18 protein-coding genes are annotated in these 15,853 nt (G+C 62.1%); 7 read left to right on the top strand and 11 right to left on the bottom strand.

The features are described from left to right. Positions 1–374 precede the first annotated feature (374 nt). Both EKH49_RS13025 and EKH49_RS13020 read right to left on the bottom strand, forming a co-directional pair. Complete coding sequence (locus EKH49_RS13025; protein WP_128471163.1) at positions 375–959, bottom strand: DUF5655 domain-containing protein; 585 nt, start codon at positions 957–959, stop codon at positions 375–377. 144 nt (positions 960–1,103) lie between these two features. Next, positions 1,104–1,544 carry a YtoQ family protein gene (locus EKH49_RS13020; protein ID WP_128471162.1) on the bottom strand — a complete coding sequence of 147 codons (441 nt, stop codon included), beginning with the start codon at positions 1,542–1,544 and terminating at the stop codon, positions 1,104–1,106. A 16-nt stretch (positions 1,545–1,560) separates the two neighbouring features. Here EKH49_RS13020 and EKH49_RS16595 point away from each other — a divergent pair, with 16 nt between their 5' ends. Together EKH49_RS16595 and EKH49_RS13015 are read left to right on the top strand one after the other, a co-directional pair. Next, complete coding sequence (locus EKH49_RS16595; protein ID WP_161567523.1) at positions 1,561–1,728, top strand: hypothetical protein; 168 nt, start codon at positions 1,561–1,563, stop codon at positions 1,726–1,728. 53 nt (positions 1,729–1,781) lie between these two features. Next, on the top strand, positions 1,782–2,264 hold the full coding sequence (locus tag EKH49_RS13015; RefSeq protein WP_128471161.1) for an FABP family protein: 483 nt from the start codon (positions 1,782–1,784) through the stop codon (positions 2,262–2,264). 780 nt (positions 2,265–3,044) lie between these two features. On the opposite strand, the gene EKH49_RS13000 is transcribed toward EKH49_RS13015, so the two are convergent. From EKH49_RS13000 to EKH49_RS12990, 3 genes are all read right to left on the bottom strand, one after another. After that, positions 3,045–3,827, bottom strand: a complete 783-nt coding sequence (locus EKH49_RS13000) for a siderophore-interacting protein (RefSeq protein ID WP_236641151.1) — start codon at positions 3,825–3,827, stop codon at positions 3,045–3,047. A gap of 267 nt (positions 3,828–4,094) precedes the next feature. Next, a complete protein-coding gene (gene ychF / locus EKH49_RS12995) occupies positions 4,095–5,180 on the bottom strand; it encodes a redox-regulated ATPase YchF (RefSeq protein WP_038990663.1) in 1,086 nt (361 codons plus the stop codon). A gap of 72 nt (positions 5,181–5,252) precedes the next feature. Next, positions 5,253–6,344, bottom strand: coding sequence for a 4-hydroxy-3-methylbut-2-enyl diphosphate reductase (locus EKH49_RS12990; protein WP_128471160.1), 1,092 nt, complete (start codon positions 6,342–6,344; stop codon positions 5,253–5,255). A gap of 358 nt (positions 6,345–6,702) precedes the next feature. Between EKH49_RS12990 and xseA the strand changes: the two genes are divergently transcribed. Next, positions 6,703–7,965, top strand: a complete 1,263-nt coding sequence (gene xseA, locus EKH49_RS12985) for an exodeoxyribonuclease VII large subunit (protein WP_128471159.1) — start codon at positions 6,703–6,705, stop codon at positions 7,963–7,965. Positions 7,966–7,993: 28 nt separating this feature from the next. Continuing rightward, a complete protein-coding gene (locus tag EKH49_RS12980; protein ID WP_038990668.1) occupies positions 7,994–8,224 on the top strand; it encodes an exodeoxyribonuclease VII small subunit in 231 nt (76 codons plus the stop codon). A 17-nt stretch (positions 8,225–8,241) separates the two neighbouring features. On the opposite strand, the gene EKH49_RS12975 is transcribed toward EKH49_RS12980, so the two are convergent. From EKH49_RS12975 to EKH49_RS12960, 4 genes are all read right to left on the bottom strand, one after another. After that, on the bottom strand, positions 8,242–9,105 hold the full coding sequence (locus EKH49_RS12975; RefSeq protein WP_128471158.1) for a PPK2 family polyphosphate kinase: 864 nt from the start codon (positions 9,103–9,105) through the stop codon (positions 8,242–8,244). 223 nt (positions 9,106–9,328) lie between these two features. Then, complete coding sequence (locus tag EKH49_RS12970) at positions 9,329–10,549, bottom strand: pyridoxal phosphate-dependent aminotransferase (protein ID WP_038990670.1); 1,221 nt, start codon at positions 10,547–10,549, stop codon at positions 9,329–9,331. Between the two features lie 92 nt (positions 10,550–10,641). After that, positions 10,642–11,547: a glycine betaine ABC transporter substrate-binding protein gene (locus EKH49_RS12965; RefSeq protein ID WP_128471157.1), complete on the bottom strand. Its 906-nt coding sequence runs from the start codon at positions 11,545–11,547 to the stop codon at positions 10,642–10,644. 40 nt (positions 11,548–11,587) lie between these two features. Next, positions 11,588–12,058 carry an NUDIX hydrolase gene (locus EKH49_RS12960; protein ID WP_038990672.1) on the bottom strand — a complete coding sequence of 157 codons (471 nt, stop codon included), beginning with the start codon at positions 12,056–12,058 and terminating at the stop codon, positions 11,588–11,590. Positions 12,059–12,170: 112 nt separating this feature from the next. Here EKH49_RS12960 and EKH49_RS12955 point away from each other — a divergent pair, with 112 nt between their 5' ends. Beyond that, positions 12,171–12,677, top strand: coding sequence for an Lrp/AsnC family transcriptional regulator (locus EKH49_RS12955; protein WP_038990673.1), 507 nt, complete (start codon positions 12,171–12,173; stop codon positions 12,675–12,677). A 68-nt stretch (positions 12,678–12,745) separates the two neighbouring features. Here EKH49_RS12955 and EKH49_RS12950 read toward each other — a convergent pair whose 3' ends face one another. Both EKH49_RS12950 and EKH49_RS12945 read right to left on the bottom strand, forming a co-directional pair. After that, positions 12,746–13,579: a hypothetical protein gene (locus EKH49_RS12950; protein WP_128471156.1), complete on the bottom strand. Its 834-nt coding sequence runs from the start codon at positions 13,577–13,579 to the stop codon at positions 12,746–12,748. 180 nt (positions 13,580–13,759) lie between these two features. Continuing rightward, entirely contained in the window at positions 13,760–14,380 is a 621-nt protein-coding gene (locus tag EKH49_RS12945; RefSeq protein ID WP_128471155.1) for a GNAT family N-acetyltransferase, read from the bottom strand. 85 nt (positions 14,381–14,465) lie between these two features. Between EKH49_RS12945 and EKH49_RS12940 the strand changes: the two genes are divergently transcribed. Continuing rightward, positions 14,466–15,080, top strand: coding sequence for a 5-formyltetrahydrofolate cyclo-ligase (locus tag EKH49_RS12940; protein WP_073705920.1), 615 nt, complete (start codon positions 14,466–14,468; stop codon positions 15,078–15,080). Positions 15,081–15,141: 61 nt separating this feature from the next. After that, on the top strand, positions 15,142–15,852 hold the full coding sequence (gene cpaB / locus EKH49_RS12935; protein WP_161567522.1) for a Flp pilus assembly protein CpaB: 711 nt from the start codon (positions 15,142–15,144) through the stop codon (positions 15,850–15,852). Position 15,853 lies beyond the last annotated feature (1 nt).

Here is a 15,853-nt window from a genome sequence, read left to right as displayed (position 1 = left end):
CGGCGAAGTTCCAAAACATGCCTGACCCGGTCTGATCTGTTACCGATGTCCTGAGACACCGAGTGTTACCGATGTCCTGAGACAGAAGTGTCACCGGTGTCTTGAGACATCACAGCTTTAATTTCAAGCCAGGTCGCCGCTGTTTGAACCGTTGGTGCTGGCCTGGCAAGACTCCGACTGTCCTTGCGGGAGTACTTTCCAACACGCATCACCGGCACCGACTGCAATTCAGCACGAACGCCGCTGCAAAGATGTTCATGTCGAAGTGTTCTGGTGGCGTGCCAAAGAAAAACTGTCAGGTACCTCGAAGCCGGGTGGACGCGGTGGGCGTCAACCTTGCGGTTAATTACGCGGTGGTTGCCATGCTGCGCACCTCACAGGTTCGCGTCGTAGACCTGTTGCAGCCAACCGATCAGCTCGTCGTCAACGTCCCCGGCAGAGCGCAACCCGGCTTTGACGGTCGCCGCGCTGCCCAGCCTGCTGCCGGGTGCCGAAAGCCGCGGAGAGTCCGGCGCGGCCTCCCAGCGCAGCCCCAGGTCCACCCGGGTGCGCGTCACCGGCGCGATGACCGCGAAGGTGCGGCGGGCGGTGAGCAGGGCGACGTAGGTCTTGCGCGTCTGGATGGCCACTTCCCCCAGCTGGGGCAGCAGAGCCAGCACCGCGTCGTCGATTTCCCGCAGCTGCGGCCGGTCGGCGTATTGGCCGCGGACCAGTTCGTCGGCACTGCGGGTAAAGAAATCCGGGTAGCCGCAACGTTCGAAGACCAGCAGCATCTGGCTGTAGCCAGTGACCGAACGTTCGGCCAGCCAGGCACGCAATTCCTTTTCCGTGGCCGGGCCCTCCCGGCGCACGAATTCATTCCACGCCTCCAGGGACTGCCCGGTGGTGCGTTCGAGCAGCTCGACCTGCCACTGGCGCATTTCCTGCCAGGAGTGGGGATTCTGCTGGGAAGCTTCCATGCAGCGATAATAGCAACGCGGCGTCCGCCGCACACTGTGCGTACGGCACGCAACCAGCGGACAGCGGGGAAATTCCATGCCCCGGTGCGTGATCTGATTCCCCTGGCAATGCCTCGCCCGGCGCGGCCGGCTGGCCGGCCTTGCTCAGCCCTGGAGCACGTAGCGCAGGGTCTCGACCACCTGGCCGGTGGTCTTGCACCAGCCCTGCGCATCGGCGTCCACTTCCTTGAGCGGGTGGACGATGTCCTCGTCGTGCAGGGTCACATAGGGCTTGCCCAGCGCCGAGCAGTACCCGGCATCGAACGCGACGTTCCACTGCTTGTATTTGTCGCCGAAACGCACCACGACGAAGTCCGCCTTCTCGATCAGGGTGCGGGTCCGGATGGCGTTGATCTTGGCGGACTGGTGGTCCCGCCAGAACCCGGTGGCGGTCTCGCCCAAATGGTCGCCCGCGGCATCGCTGGCCGGGTGGTCGGTCACCGGCGCGGTGAAAACGATGTCCAGTCCGGCCGCTTCAGCGCCTCGCCGAATCTCCTCGCGCCAGCCGGTGTGGATCTCGCCGGAGAGATAGACGTTGAAACTCATGGTTCAAGGCTCCTTGATGGATAACAGGCAGGTCCCGGAAGAATCTCCGGGTCGAACCACCATCCTATTGAAGTCGTGCACGGAAATCAGCGATGGCGGGGCAGCATCGAAGGCCGCCGCCCGTTGCCTGGACGGGCAGGGCAGCACTGCTCCTCGCCGCGCAGCCGCGCCGGCACTAGGCTAGGTGGCAGGGGCTGGCCTGCCAGCCATCCCGACCCGGCAGGAGGAATAGAACAAATGGAACTGCATCCGGCACTGGTCGCCGTGGCAGGCCTTCTGGGCACCTGGCGCGGCGAAGGGCATGGGGAATATCCCACGATCAGCAGCTTCGACTACACCGAGGAAGTGGCCTTCTCCCACGCAGGCAAGCCCTTCCTGCAGTACCTGCAGCGCACCTGGTCGCCCGCGGGCGTGCCCATGCACACCGAAACCGGGTTCCTGAGGGTCATCGAGGGACAGCGCGTGGAGTTCATCCTGGCCCAGCCTACGGGGCAGACGGAGCTGGCCGAAGGACAGCTGGAAGCCACCACCGAAGGGCTGCGCTTCCGGCTCGCAGCCCGGATCGCGAACTCGGCGAGCGCCAAGCAGGTCGATGCCACCGAACGCGACCTGGTGCTGGCAGGCGACGTGCTGACGACGCGTTTCGCGATGGCCGCCGTAGGCCAGCCGATGACGCACCACCTGGCCTCCGAACTGCGCCGGCAACCCGACGGCCGATAGGAGCGCGACGGCCGGCTTCGGAATGGCCAGCCGGGCGGAATGCGGGCGGACGTTGATCGGGATTTCCTCAGCGTTCCGGCACAGGCCAACCTTTCGTTCGGACCTCTTGCCCTGGGCATATGGTCTCGTTCCGGCGGCTCGTCACCTTCGGTAGATATCGCGCCAATTTCCGCCACGACGACCATCCCGACGACCATGACGAGGAGTTCGCTTTCGTGGATCTCGCAGAGGATTCGCCAGTTTTCCTTCCGAACGCGCCAGGCGTCCCGGCCAGTGAGCTTCTTCGATGCTGGCGGTCGAGGCTCGTCAGCGAACAGGGAGAGCACGACGATGACCCGCTCCTGACCGTTACGCAGGAGCTTGCGGATCTGGCGTCGCGCGTCGGAAGCGTTGCGATCAGTGTAGGTCACAAGCCGGGCGCGCCGGAGCTCGTCGAGCGTGGTGCCGCCTCCAGCTTCTACCATTGCCGCATCTTAGGCCGCGATGTCTTCGAGTTCCTCGGCCGCAGCTTCCAGCCGATCAAGGGTGTCGGTATCCACGATCGCGCCCACCCGACGATCATGGCGAATGAGGTACACGGGCTCAGTGTTCGCCCTGTCAATGAACCGATCGAGCTGGTCGCGTGCCTCTGTTGTGCTAATCCCCATGCCGCAGGAGTGCCCCAACATCTTCATTCTCGGGAGATCCGGCGCCCACGGCTCCGAGAGATGGCTGCGTCGAGTGAGTGCGATTGCGCGTATCCGATTCAGCTCGGCGGAGCGCCGGTGGTGTCCCGCTCGTTCAGCTCGTGGCTGGGCGTCCGTGGCGCCAGTACCCGGCAAAGTCGACGTGCCGCTTGGAGAATTCTCGATCCTGGACGAGATGACGGCGTGCTCCAGTAGCAAGCGCGCTCTCGCCTATGGCGTGCGCGTGCACCACCCCCTCGGGGAGCTTGGCTGACATCAACGCTTGCAGAGCAAGCGATCCGGGGCGGGCGTCGCCGTGAAGCGACTGGTCCCGCGCAATCCACGAGACCTCGATCCCGGGCGGCGCAGGGAATGGCTGGCGATCCGAGGCCTTCGGAATCTCGATGATCGCGACCCCTTGCGCAGAGTCCAGGAGCGCACTGCATATGCCGGCGATGGCGGGCAGTGCCGTCTCGTCGCCAATCAGCAGCGTCCAGTCGTGGGGGTGGTCAGGCGTGAAGCCGACGCCTTGTTCAAGAAACCCGACGCGGTCCCCCGGGGTCGCATCGAGCGCAAATCGCGAGGCCGGCCCGATGTTCCCGTCCCGGTCCCCGTGGATGACGAAGTCGATGTCGACTTCGCCGGCTTCAGGCCGCGCATTGCGGATCGTATAGGCGCGCACCCACGGGCGTCTCGACTTCGGCGTTGCGAGGTACTGCAGGTACCAGCCGATCTCGGACGTGCGGCTCGGCAACGCGAGCACGTCTTGCCCTTCGCGGGTGAAGAACAGCCGGCACCAGTGGTCGGCACCGCGCCTCTCAAGCCCGTCGAGTCCAACAAATGTCAGCCGGACGTAGCTCGGGCTAAGTCGTACGGACCGCACGACTTCGGCCATCATGAATGCACGTTCGGTCGGAGTGTTCTTTTTTTCTTCCCATTCGGTAAGGTGACCCTAACTTCGGGCCGCGCGCGACTACACTCGCGAAAAACGTGAAGACCGGCCCTGGGCCTACTTGGATAGGCGGAACCGGTCATAGAGCCTCGATTATTCCCGGCCGATAGCATGGTCACGCACAGGACAAGTTCTGGCGAGATTGGCATTAAAGACGAACACTCCCCTTTCCGCGGTTCAGGGCGGAAGGAGGAGTGCTGAGTTCACGCGATTCTAGACGTTGAAGCGGAACTCCACGACGTCGCCGTCCTTCATGATGTAGTCCTTGCCTTCGATGCGCGCCTTGCCGGCGGACTTGGCGTTGGCCACCGAACCTGCGGCGACCAGGTCGTCGAAGCCGATGACTTCGGCCTTGATGAAGCCGCGCTGGAAGTCGGTGTGGATGACGCCTGCAGCCTCGGGTGCGGTAGCGCCCTTGCGGACGGTCCAGGCGCGCGATTCCTTCGGACCTGCGGTCAGGTAGGTCTGCAGTCCCAGGGTGTCGAAGCCGACGCGGGCCAGCTTGTCCAGGCCGGATTCCTCGATGCCGGCATCTTCCAGCATCTCGGCGGCCTCGTCTTCTTCCAGCTCGGCCAGCTCGGCCTCGAACTGGGCGTCCAGGAAGATCGCCTCGGCAGGGGCCACCAGCTCGGAGAGCTTGGCCTGCATGTCCTTGTCGGCCAGGCCGGCCTCGTCGGTGTTGAAGACGTAGATGAACGGCTTGGTGGTCATCAGCTGCATCGGTGCCAGCTCGTCCATGTCGATGCCGGCGGCCTTGCCGGCGGCAAACAGGGTCTTGCCGTCCTCGAGCACCTTCTGGGCTGCGAGCAGGTTGTCCATGAAGGACTTCTCGATCTTCTTGCTGCGCAGTTCCTTCTCCAGGCGCGGCAGCTGGTTCTCGATGGTCTGCAGATCGGCGAGGATCAGCTCGGTGGCGATGGTCTCGATGTCCGACTCCGGATCGACCTTGCCGTTCACGTGGATCACGTCATCGTTCACGAACGCGCGGGTCACCTGGCAGATCGCGTCGGCTTCGCGGATATTCGCGAGGAACTTGTTGCCCAGGCCTTCGCCCTCCGAGGCGCCCTTGACGATGCCGGCGATGTCCACGAAGGACACGGTAGCCGGCAGGATGCGCTCCGAGTTGAAGATTCCGGCGAGCACCTTCAGGCGCTCGTCGGGCAACGGCACGACACCGACATTCGGTTCAATGGTTGCGAACGGGTAGTTGGCTGCCAGCACCTGGGCACGGGTCAGCGCGTTGAACATGGTGGACTTGCCGACGTTGGGCAGTCCGACGATTCCGATAGTAAGAGCCACGGGAGAAAATTCTACCTTTTACTAGTGATGAGCGCGCAATGGTGTACTGGCGCTTGAATTCTTAGGGTGAAGTCAGGCCTGCGGGCGAGCGTGGCCGCCCAGGGCGCGATCCTCGTCCCCGGCTTCCTTGAGCTTGCCGCGGATTTCCTTGGGCAGCGAGAAGATGATGTCTTCCTGCGCGGTGGTGACCTCGGAAACGTCGGTGAAGCCGTACTCCGCCAGCAGCGCCACGACCTCGCGGACCAGCACCTCGGGCACCGAGGCGCCGGAAGTCACGCCGACGGTGGAGACGCCCTCGAACCAGGCCTCGTCCACCTCATTGGCGAAGTCCACCCGGTAGGCGGCCTTGGCACCGTGGTCCAGCGCCACCTCGACCAGGCGCACCGAGTTCGAGGAGTTCGCCGAACCGACCACGATCACCAGATCCGACTGCGGCGCGATGTTCTTGATCGCTGCCTGGCGGTTGGTGGTGGCGTAGCAGATGTCGTCGCTGGGCGGATCCTGCAGGTTCGGGAAGCGCTCGCGCAATCGGCGCACGGTCTCCATGGTCTCGTCCACGCTCAGCGTGGTCTGCGAGAGCCAGATCAGCTTGTCCGGGTTCTTCACCTGGACGGTGTCGGCTTCCTCGGGGTTGTTCACGATGGTGGTGACTTCCGGAGCCTCTCCGTAGGTGCCTTCGACCTCCTCATGGCCTTCGTGGCCGATGAGCAGGATCTCGTAGTCGTTCTTGGCAAAGCGCACGGCCTCGCGGTGCACCTTGGTGACCAGCGGGCAGGTGGCGTCAATGGTCTGCAGGTTGCGGTCCGCGGCGGACTGCACCACTGCCGGGGAAACACCATGGGCGGAGAAGACCACCAGTGCGCCTTCGGGCACTTCCTCGTTCTCCTCGACGAAGATTGCGCCGCGGGACTCCAGTTCGGAAACCACGTGCAGGTTGTGCACGATCTGCTTGCGCACGTAAACCGGAGGGCCGTAGTGCTCCAATGCCTTTTCAACGGCAACCACTGCCCGGTCCACGCCTGCACAGTAGCCGCGAGGAGCGGCCAGCAGAACCTTGCGCTCGGTGACCGTCGGAGAGGCGGCTGCAATTTCGGCCGGGGTGCGGCGCGCTCGCGGGATCCGAGGCATTGACAGCGAAACCGTTGTGGAAGTGGAAGTAGCCATGCCTCCATTCTACGAAGTGCATGCAAGTTAGCCCATGCTCATATGATGCGTGCCACCCTCCGGGGACTGTGAGATCTGCCTCCGGAGCATGCTTGCCGGTGCAGCAGGGCAATGCACGGGGCAGCATCAGCCACTGCAACTGTGCTCGCATACGGCCGACGCGCTGGCGTACGAACCGTTGGAATACCCCGCTGCCACAGTCTTGGCTGAGTCATGTGAAGTCGGAAATCGCCCTTTGGGATACCTGCACGGGACCTGTCCTGGCCCGGCCGCACTCCATGCAATCCGGCCAGCCGTCGGTGCCATGCGGTAATCTCACAGATGCACCAGAGATTCGACTTTCCAAGGAGCGGCCCCTATGGATCACCAAGCCCCCGCCAGTTTGCCGGCCACCGCTGGTCAAACTACGGCGGACAATCCTTGGCCGTTGCGCCTGCTCTCGGAGAAGCTGAAAATCCACATTGAGAACTCGCCGGTGGTTTGGGTCGAGGGCCAGCTGCTGGAAGCCAATGTGCGCAATGGGCACGCGTACATCACGCTCCGCGATGTCGATGCGGACTTCTCCTTCTCGGTGACCATTTGGGCCTCGACAATGCGCCGGCTGGAATCCACCCCGCAGGTTGGATCGCGCGTGGTAGCCCAGGTCAAACCGAGCTTCTACGCCAAAACCGGCCGGCTTTCCTTGAATGCCTCGGATCTGCGTCCGGTTGGTTTGGGCGAGCTGCTGGTGCGCTTGGAACGCCTGCGACAAGCCTTGGGGGCAGAAGGCCTCTTCTCCCCCGAGCACAAGCGCCCGTTGCCTGTGCTTCCCAACCGCATTGGCCTGATAACCGGACGGGATTCGGATGCGGAGAAGGACGTGCTGCGCAATGCCACTCTGCGCTGGCCATCGGTGCAGTTCAAGGTCATCAATACCGCAGTGCAGGGCGTGGATGCCGCCAACCAGGTCATCGCCGCGTTGCAGCAGCTGGATGCGGACCCGGAGATCGATGTCATCGTGATCGCCCGCGGCGGCGGTGCGTTGGAAGACCTGTTGCCCTTCTCCAATGAGGATCTCGTGCGTGCTGTCTTCTCCGCTGCCACGCCGGTGGTCTCGGCTATCGGCCACGAAGCGGACCGCCCGATCTTGGATGATGTGGCTGATCTTCGCGCCTCGACCCCTACCGATGCGGCCAAGCGGATTGTCCCTGATTTGCATGAGGAGTTCGCCGGCTTGGAAATGGCCCGCAGCCGCCTGGACCGTTCCATCAACAACCTGCTGCAACGCGAGGCCCAGATGCTGGCATCGGTACGCGAACGCCCCGTTCTGGCCAACCCCCAGGTGATGGTCTCCTCCCGCGCCGAAGATCTGGAGCGCTGGAAACAGCGTTCCACGGATCTGCTGCGCCATCGCGTGATGCGTGCCAGCGACGAGATCAACCACCTGAAGAACCAGATGCGTGCGCTCTCCCCGCAGCAAACCCTGGACCGAGGCTATTCGGTCACCCAGCTGGAAGACGGGAGCATCGTACGCGAAGCTGCCCAGGCACCAGCGGACAGCAAGCTGTTCATCCGGGTGGCATCAGGACAACTGGTCGCGAAAACCCTTGAATCCGTCCCCGCCGGCGAGCACGCAAGCTAGCCGCCCCACATACCAAACTGGAGTAATCATGACTGCACAGATCCCTGAAGACATTGCCAAGCTTTCCTACGAGCAGGCTCGCGAAGAACTGCTGACAGTGGTCAACCAGCTGGAAACCGGCGGCGTGGCGTTGGAAGCCTCGTTGGCGTTGTGGGAGCGCGGCGAAGCCTTGGCCGCCCACTGCGAGAACTGGCTCAACGGCGTATCGCAGCGCCTGGAGCAGGCCCGTGCCAACCACGAGCAGGCAGCTGGCGAGTAGCGTCGCATTGCTGCGGATTACTTCGCCGCTTCGAGCCGGGCCTGTTCGCGCTTCACATCGAAGGTGGCAGCAGGCCAGTCCGGAGCCACGCGCTCCAAGGCCGCCAGCAGCAGCTCGGCGACGCACAAACGGGCCTTCCACTTCTGGTCAGCGGGAACGATATGCCATGGTGCATTCTGGTTATCGGTGCGGTTGATCGCCACCTCGTATGCTGCCTGGAAATCATCCCACAGGAGCCGGTCATCGACATCACCGGGCGAATACTTCCAATGCTTGTCGGCACGCTCCAAGCGCTCCGCGAGCCGCTCGTATTGTTCCTCGCGGCTGATGTGCAGCATCACCTTGATCGGAAGGATTTCCTGCTCAAGCAGCTGCTTCTCGAAGTCGACGATTTTCCCGTAACGTGATTCGATCACGGCCGGGCTTGCGTAACCCTTCACCTTGGCGACCAGCACGTCTTCATAGTGGGAACGGTCAAAGACTCCTACCAATCCCCCGGCAGGCAATTGCTTGGTGATGCGCCACAGGAAATCATGCGCCGCTTCTTCTTCGGTAGGCGCCTTGAAGGCATGATGCTCGACGCCCTGCGGATCCAGCATGCCCAGGACATGGCGGACAATCCCGCCCTTGCCCGAAGTATCCATTCCTTGCAGCATGAGCAGCACTGCAGGCGCTGTCCCGCCAGATACCGAGGCGGCAAACAACCGTTCCTGCAATTCCGAGAGCAGCGGTGCCAGCTCGTCCATGCGTTTCTCTGCAGCTTTCTTGTCCTGCGGAGCATCCGCCGGCCACCACTGAGCATCCTTGGTCGCACGCTGAGAAAGCTTCAGGCCGGGTTCTGCACGCAAAGCTTCGATCAGGTTTGCAGGGTAAGCGCTCATCAATGACTCCTCAGGCATGTGTGGAAGTACTGCTCTTCGTTGTAGTCAGCTTACTGTCGCTGGTGGCATGGTGAGAAGAGGGAATGGCCAACGCTCCCCCTGCCGCAGTTGCCTCCACGAAGCACCTCGGACCTCCCGGGACCTTTCTCTCCTGGCGCTCCCTTTAATTACGACAGGCCCAGAATCACCTCAGCGATTCTGGGCCTGTTCGGTTCGAGGCAAGTTAGGCGCGAGTACGCCAGTCCTCCAGGAACTGTCCGATGCGTCCAACCGCATCAGTCAGGTCGCGCACGTTCGGCAAAGTGACCAAGCGGAAGTGATCCGGACGGACCCAATTGAAGGCGGTGCCCTGGGAAATCAGGATCTTCTGTGCCTTGAGCAGTTCAAGGGCAAAAGTCTCGTCATTGTGGATCGGGTATACCTCTGGGTCCAGCTTTGGGAACATGTAGAGCGCACCCTTGGCCTTCTGCACGCTCACTCCTGGAATTGCGGTCAGCAAGTTGTAGGCCGCGTCGCGCTGTTCGAGCAGGCGTCCGCCAGGCAGGATCAAGTCGTTGATCGACTGGTAGCCGCCCAAGGCGGTTTGGATTGCGTGCTGCGCCGGCACGTTGGCGCAAAGTCGCATGTTGGTCAGCAGATTGATGCCTTCGATGTAATCGCCGGCCTGGTGCTTGGGCCCGGAGATCGCCATCCAGCCTGCGCGGAAGCCGCACACGCGGTAGGCCTTGGACAGGCCGGAGAAGGTCAGGATCAGCACGTCATCTGCCAACGAAGCGGTATTGATGTGCACTGCATCGTCGTAGAGGATCTTTTCGTAGATCTCGTCAGAGAACACGATCAACCCATGCTTGCGCGCCAGTTCGAGAATGCCCTCCAGGGTTTCCTTCGGGTACACCGCACCGGTGGGGTTATTCGGGTTGATGATCACGATGCCCTTGGTGCGATCGGTGATCTTCGCTTCCATATCTTCAAGATCTGGAAGCCACCCTTCTTCTTCGGTATTCAGGTAGTGCACCGGGGTGCCACCAGCCAGCGAAACCGATGCGGTCCACAGCGGGTAGTCGGGGGCTGGAATCAGGATCTCGTCGCCGTTGTTCAGCAGCGCGTTCAGCGAGAGAGTGATCAGCTCGGAGACGCCGTTGCCCAGGTAGATGTCGTCAACGCCGATGGTCTGGATGCCACGGGTCTGGTAGTACTGGGAGACGGCGGTGCGTGCCGAGAGAATACCCCGGGAATCCGAGTAGCCCTGGGCATTAGGCAGATTGCGAATCATGTCAACGAGCACCGCATCAGGCGCCTCGAAGCCGAACGGCGCGGGATTGCCGATGTTCAGCTTCAGGATGCGGTGTCCTTCGGACTCCATGCGCGTGGCATGCTCCAACAGCGGGCCACGGATATCGTAGAGGACATTGTGCAGTTTCGTTGATTGCTTGAATTCTGCCATGATTACACTTTCTCACGTCAGGTGCGATCCACACACCTTATTACTCGACCGCTATGGTCAGCGGCCGAAATCTTGGGAGCGATGGCTAGGGCCTACTCTTCGATGATCCATTCCCAACGGGCGGCCGCTTGTTCCGGGCTCAGGCCGTCTTCTTGGCTGGCCATCCGATTCAGGTCAACGAGCGACTGTTGCGAGAATTCACCGGTGATGCTGTCCAACTGCGCCCGGGCCTTGTCATCCACGTCGTCGTCGGCCAGCAGCAGGTAGTTCTCCGCGTTGAAGAAGCTTGCGCTTCCGGGAATGGTGTAGAAGCCCTCATCCGAGATGACTGCGTTTCCGGCGCTCAGCACCACCGCGCTGTCCACCGAAGTGCGCAGCTTGCCTGCCAATTTCGCGGTCTGTTCTTCTACGACTTTTGGCTTCTCGCAGCCCGCATCCTTCAAAGCAGTTTTCAAGGATTCGGAGCTGGCTTCATCGCTGATGATCGTCAGATCAGCGCAGGCAGCAATCAGGGTTTCTACGGAATCGACCTTGTGCAGTGTTGCCTGGGCTTGGCTCATGACCAGGACCTTGCCGGCATCAGCAGGGCTGAGCTCCAAAGCAGTCACTTCACCCTCAGCGTCATTGATGGCACTGCGCAGGCTTTGGGATTCCTCGGCACTGAGCAGCTGGTCTTCGCCGGTGATAGCTGCCGGATCAGCAGCGAGGTTCAGTGCTTTGGCCGCTTGGTCCAACGCCAGATCGGCTTTTCCATCAACAACCTGCTGGTAGGGATTTTCCGCTGGCTTGTTCAGCGATGCCTTGTAGCCTTCGGCTTTCAGGGCGTTGGCGTAGACATGGGCCAGGGCCTGTTCTGCCGGCTGGGTGCCGGCAGCAATCCGCAAGGTGATGTCCTTGCTCGGCTCTGTTGTTGGCGTTTCGTCTTCAGTGCACGCAGACAGGGTGAGCAGCAGTGCTGCGCTGAGCGTGCCGACGGTGATGGAATTTCGCAAGTTCATGTCCCTATTGATTCTAGGGCAGGTCACCTGCGATCCGTTGCTACTTGCCGGGTGCGGTCAGTCGCAAAATGCTCTCGACGCGTTCAATGCAGTTCAGCTTGGCAATCTCCTCGCGCGTGAACCAGGCTGCCTGGCTGGTCGAGCCGTTGACTTCATGGCGCAGTTCGCCACCGGTCAGCCTGGCACGATAGGTGACGGCCACCGTTTGCATGGCGTGGCCTTCGCCCGAGTAGCGCTTGGAACCCGGGATAACTCCCGTGGTGACATCCAGGAGCTCCAATGCGTCTACGGCGTAGCCGGTCTCTTCATAAACCTCACGGCGGGCGCCTTCCTCGATAGGCTCCCCCAAGTCGATACCGCCACCTGGAAGGGACCAGCGCGGCGTGAAGCGCGGATCGCGATGACGCATATCCCAGAGCGTAAGCAGTACCTTTCCTTCGTGTTCCACCAAGCAATATGCTGCCAGCCTGGTATCGAAGGATTCACCGGTGTGCTCAGAACGACGTGTCATATCCCCAATATATCCGTTTGTTCACCGATTATTTGCTCGTACGCGGACGGCATACGCCGATTTTTACCTCAAAGATCCCGCTGATGCGTTGCGAATATGATGAAATATTCTTATGGCCCAGCAATCAGAGCTTTCCTCAAACGTCGATCTGGACGAAATCGATCGAATCATCATCGACGAATTGGTCGCGAATGCGCGTATCTCCAACGCGACCCTCGCACAGCGTGCCGGCATCGCACCATCCACTGCGCTGCTGCGCACCCGTTCCCTGGTCGAGCGCGGCATCCTCACCGGCTACCACGCCGAGGTGTCATTGGCAGCTGTCGGCCGTACCGTGCAGGCCTTGATCTCGGTCAAGCTGCGGGCGCACGATCGCGAGAAAATCGATGCGTTCGTGGCACGCATTCCGCAGTTGCCTGAGGTCCTCTCCATGTTCCATGTTTCCGGCGGCACCGACTACCTGCTGCATATCGCGGTTGGCTCCACCGATGCGCTGCGGGACTGGGTGCTGGATAACCTGGCGACCGATGAGTCGGTGGGCCATACCGAAACCACCTTGGTCTTCGCCCATCACCGCGGCAATCGCGGACCGCTGCCATTCGACGACATGATCAGCTGACGGCAATTCATAGACGTGTGGCCCGGACCTTGGGAAAGGTCCGGGCCACACGTCTTTGAGCTTGGATGTTACGCGCGACGGCGCTGCATGACCGCATCGAGGTTCAGGCGAGGCTTGGACCCTGCGGAAACTGCCGGCGCGGCTTCCGGCGCCGGAGCCACCGGAGCAACGGCTTCCTTGGCTGCCGCAGCGCTCTCGGAACGCTTGGCAGCAACCGATGGAACTGCTGCGCGCTCTTCGGCTGATACCTCGGCAGCCAAGCGCTTTGCGTCTTCGGATGCCTTCAGGCTGATCTGCTTGCTCGGGCGCAACTGCTCCTGGACGGGAAGCGCAGGCTTGTGGGTGCGCTGAGCACCCTGCTCAGCTGCCTTTTCCGCAGTCTTGGCAATGCGCTCAGTGGCTTCCACATAGGTAGGCTTCGGGACGCGCGTTGGCTCCCAGGTCTCCGGCTGCTTCACGCCGCCGTGGCCGTGCGCCACACGCAGCGCTTCGGCACGCAGCTCTTCAGCGGTAATTGCTGGAGCACGGCGGGAAGAACCCGGGCGTGCGTCGAAAACTTCGTCCTTCTCGTGCTTGCGCGAGACGACCTGGTTGGCGGCGTCGTCGAATGCCGGGGTCTGCAGCGCCTTCTGCCGGGTGGCTTCCAGGTGCTCAAGCAGCTTGCGGTTGCGGTCGCGCACAGCCAGGCCGCGCAGGGTGGCGAAGGAGGCGACGGCAACCAGCGCGAACAAGCCTACGGCGCCGAAGGTCAGGGCAGTGAAAGGAGCCAGGATGAGACCGACAACGGTCGCGATGACAGCCAAGGCTCCGACGAGTGCGACGGACAACCGGCCATAGCGCACACGAATCTTGAGTTTGGTCGCAGCACTTTCCTGCGGAGCGCTCTGTGACGTGCCAGCCATGTGGGTCCTCCATCACCGATTGATTCGGTCAAATCCTTGTGGAACCAAATATGGTTCCGTCAAATCAACACTATGCAACCTTGGGTGCGTGCTCACGCACATCCCTAGGCGTGTCCGCATGTTTTCAATCCGGTTCGCTCATATCAGAGCTTGATTGACCGAAATGGCACGGATTCCAGGTCAGTATTCGTAGATGCGTTCGAGCATCGGAGTTTTCAGCTCTTCGCGGGTCAGCGCGAAGGTGCGGTGATCCCGCCACTGCCCGTCGATATGCAGATAGCCCTTGCGCAGGCCCTCATCGCGGAAACCGAGCTTGTCCACGACGCGAAGGCTGGCCTTATTCTCCGGGCGGATATTGATTTCCAGGCGGTGCAGCTGCAGTTGCTCGAAGCAATGGTCGATGACCAATGCGCAGGCTTCCGGCATCAGGCCGAACCCGGCATGATTGCGGTCAATCCAATAACCGATGGACGCTGTGCGTGCGGCCCCGTATTGCACGGAAGACACGGAAACCTGCCCGATCAGTGGCGGACGCCCCCGGTGCAGCTGGGGAAGGGCCAGTGCCCAGGAGTATCCGCTTCCGTCAATTGCCGATTCGTCCCTTGCCCTGAGCATCTCCCGAAAGGTCATGGATTCCGGCGGGCCCAAGGGACTCGTGGGATCCCACGGCTTGAGCCATTTGGCATTGGCATAGCGCAGATTGATCCACTCGGCCTCATCCCGCGCGGTCAGCTGGCGCAGCAGCAGCCGTTCCGAGGCCAGATCCGGAACCAGGTGCTTTGCCCGACGAGAGATGAACATGTGCACATCGTATTACTTCGTCATGCCAGCAGCCGGCAACGGCACCAGCGGGCAGCGATTCATTGCGTACGCGTAAGCTGTAGGCATGAACCTCACCGCTGACCAGCATCCTGGATCCGACAAGAAGGCCGCACGTGCCGCCGTCCGCAGTTGGCGCAGGGCGCTTGATCCGATCCAGCGCGAGCAGCTCGGCCAGGATCTGGCCCGCACGGTGATCGGCTATCTGAGCCAAAGCACCGGAGTCGTCCAGAAGGTCGCGGCCTACTGCTCTGCTCCGGATGAACCGCCAACCGAGGCGTTGTTGGATGCGCTGGTCAATGAGGGCATTGACGTCTACCTGCCGGTGTGCGAACCGGACTATGCGCTGTCATGGGTCGAGTACACCCCCGGCATGGAATTCGCGCCGAGCGCTTTGGCCCCGGTGATGGAACCTGTGGGCGAACGGATCGGCACGGAACTCTTCGACGAGATCAATACGTTGATCATGCCAGCCCTCTCCATCGACGAGGACGGGTTGCGCCTGGGCCAGGGCGGCGGCTATTACGATCGCTTCCTGCCGTTGATCGAAGACGCCCCGGTACGGGTAGCTGCGGTGGTGTACGAGCATGAGTATGTTCCATCCGGTGCTTTCCGGATTGACGAACATGACCAGCCGGTGGACTTGGTGTTCACGCCACAACAGGTGCATCAGATCATCTGATTTACCCACAGCTCGCGGGCTGTGGGCCACGGGTTCCCGTAACGGCGGGTTGCATGGGGGTATGAGCTACTTCTCCAGGACCCAAGCCGCGTCCCGCCGTCCGGTGATTCCCAAGCCGAAGATCAGGCCGGTGCGAAATCGCAATGAGCTGTTGCGCCGCTATCGAAAGCCATTGGCCATTGCCTGCGCGTTGCTCGCCTTGGCGGGCATGCTCAATGTATTTTCCTCCGGGCAACTGGCCCAACGCGAGGTCGTGGTGGCGCACAGCGACATTCCTGCCGGTTCCCGGATATCCGCCAACCAGCTGCAGGTGCAGACTGTGCGGCTCGACCCGCAGGATGCCGAGGTCTTTGAAGGCATTGAGGCCGTTGCCGGGCAACGCGCCGCCGTGGCCCTGCCAGCAGGAACGGTGCTGCGCGGCTATTCGCTGGTGGGACCGCAGCTTTTGCATGGATCACCGGAAGGTACCGTCGCTGTCCCCCTGCGTCTGAGCGACCCGGCCACGGTGACGCTGCTTCACCCCGGGCAATTGGTGGATATCGTGCTGACCACCGGCGACGGTTTTGAGAAGGAAATCAGCTCGCAAACCATCGCCAAAGCGGTGCCGGTGCTCTGGGTTCCGGATAATGCCACTGGTTCTGAATTCGGCATGCTCAGCAGCGCTGACCCGACCGGCGAGGGGATTGTCGTGGTTGCGGCGGCCAACAGCCTCTCGGATGATCTGGCCGGGGCGGTATCGCGCGGCAAGGTTTCAGCGGTCTTGGTGAATTAGA

The sequence above is a fragment of the Glutamicibacter sp. HZAU genome (assembly GCF_004100365.1).
In the GTDB taxonomy this organism is placed as follows: Bacteria; Actinomycetota; Actinomycetes; order Actinomycetales; family Micrococcaceae; genus Glutamicibacter; species Glutamicibacter nicotianae.
The sequence above is the reverse complement of the archived record's forward strand: the minus strand, read 5'-3'. Positions and strand labels throughout refer to the sequence as shown.

What these genes read in the sequence shown, in the direction of transcription:
- EKH49_RS12980 (WP_038990668.1), top strand. Translation starts at nt 7,994, where the DNA reads ATGACTGCACAGATCCCTGAAGACATTGCCAAGCTTTCCTACGAGCAG.
- xseA (WP_128471159.1), top strand. Translation starts at nt 6,703, where the DNA reads ATGGATCACCAAGCCCCCGCCAGTTTGCCGGCCACCGCTGGTCAAACT.
- EKH49_RS12975 (WP_128471158.1), bottom strand. Translation starts at nt 9,105, where the DNA reads ATGAGCGCTTACCCTGCAAACCTGATCGAAGCTTTGCGTGCAGAACCC.
- EKH49_RS12955 (WP_038990673.1), top strand. Translation starts at nt 12,171, where the DNA reads ATGGCCCAGCAATCAGAGCTTTCCTCAAACGTCGATCTGGACGAAATC.
- EKH49_RS12940 (WP_073705920.1), top strand. Translation starts at nt 14,466, where the DNA reads ATGAACCTCACCGCTGACCAGCATCCTGGATCCGACAAGAAGGCCGCA.
- EKH49_RS13000 (WP_236641151.1), bottom strand. Translation starts at nt 3,827, where the DNA reads ATGATGGCCGAAGTCGTGCGGTCCGTACGACTTAGCCCGAGCTACGTC.
- EKH49_RS13015 (WP_128471161.1), top strand. Translation starts at nt 1,782, where the DNA reads ATGGAACTGCATCCGGCACTGGTCGCCGTGGCAGGCCTTCTGGGCACC.
- EKH49_RS12990 (WP_128471160.1), bottom strand. Translation starts at nt 6,344, where the DNA reads ATGGCTACTTCCACTTCCACAACGGTTTCGCTGTCAATGCCTCGGATC.
- EKH49_RS12960 (WP_038990672.1), bottom strand. Translation starts at nt 12,058, where the DNA reads ATGACACGTCGTTCTGAGCACACCGGTGAATCCTTCGATACCAGGCTG.
- EKH49_RS12950 (WP_128471156.1), bottom strand. Translation starts at nt 13,579, where the DNA reads ATGGCTGGCACGTCACAGAGCGCTCCGCAGGAAAGTGCTGCGACCAAA.
- EKH49_RS13025 (WP_128471163.1), bottom strand. Translation starts at nt 959, where the DNA reads ATGGAAGCTTCCCAGCAGAATCCCCACTCCTGGCAGGAAATGCGCCAG.
- EKH49_RS16595 (WP_161567523.1), top strand. Translation starts at nt 1,561, where the DNA reads ATGGATAACAGGCAGGTCCCGGAAGAATCTCCGGGTCGAACCACCATC.
- EKH49_RS12965 (WP_128471157.1), bottom strand. Translation starts at nt 11,547, where the DNA reads ATGAACTTGCGAAATTCCATCACCGTCGGCACGCTCAGCGCAGCACTG.
- EKH49_RS12970 (WP_038990670.1), bottom strand. Translation starts at nt 10,549, where the DNA reads ATGGCAGAATTCAAGCAATCAACGAAACTGCACAATGTCCTCTACGAT.
- EKH49_RS13020 (WP_128471162.1), bottom strand. Translation starts at nt 1,544, where the DNA reads ATGAGTTTCAACGTCTATCTCTCCGGCGAGATCCACACCGGCTGGCGC.
- EKH49_RS12945 (WP_128471155.1), bottom strand. Translation starts at nt 14,380, where the DNA reads ATGTTCATCTCTCGTCGGGCAAAGCACCTGGTTCCGGATCTGGCCTCG.
- cpaB (WP_161567522.1), top strand. Translation starts at nt 15,142, where the DNA reads ATGAGCTACTTCTCCAGGACCCAAGCCGCGTCCCGCCGTCCGGTGATT.